This is a genomic window from Cobetia sp. SIMBA_158 (genome assembly GCF_046566945.1).
GTDB lineage: Bacteria > Pseudomonadota > Gammaproteobacteria > Pseudomonadales > Halomonadaceae > Cobetia > Cobetia amphilecti.
The window spans coordinates 1-262 of record NZ_JAWJYL010000544.1; the positions used below are offsets into that span (position 1 = coordinate 1).

At 32.4% G+C, this 262-nt stretch carries 1 protein-coding gene; it reads left to right on the plus strand.

Annotated elements, in window-relative coordinates; genetic code table 11:
* Positions 1–262 (plus strand): hypothetical protein (locus tag R2R70_RS21020; protein WP_410979052.1); only part of this gene is annotated, 262 nt, incomplete at both ends.

Here is a 262-nt window from a genome sequence, read left to right on the forward strand (position 1 = left end):
AACCGCCAAATGGATTAAGTTTTAAGGAACAAAGCATAATTGTTAAACAAATGTTTTATAAATATGGGGGAAATCTAGATATACAAAAGTCTAGAGTTAAAGCTATAGTTGTTGATGGGAACGTAATTGGTAAGGGTTTAATCGATAGATTATTAGAAGATGTGACTGATCCTGAAACTAATGAAGAACTAGGATGTTTCGATACAATTAATACAACTCAGCAACCAGATGTTACATCAGCCCCGAAAATCATTTACGATTT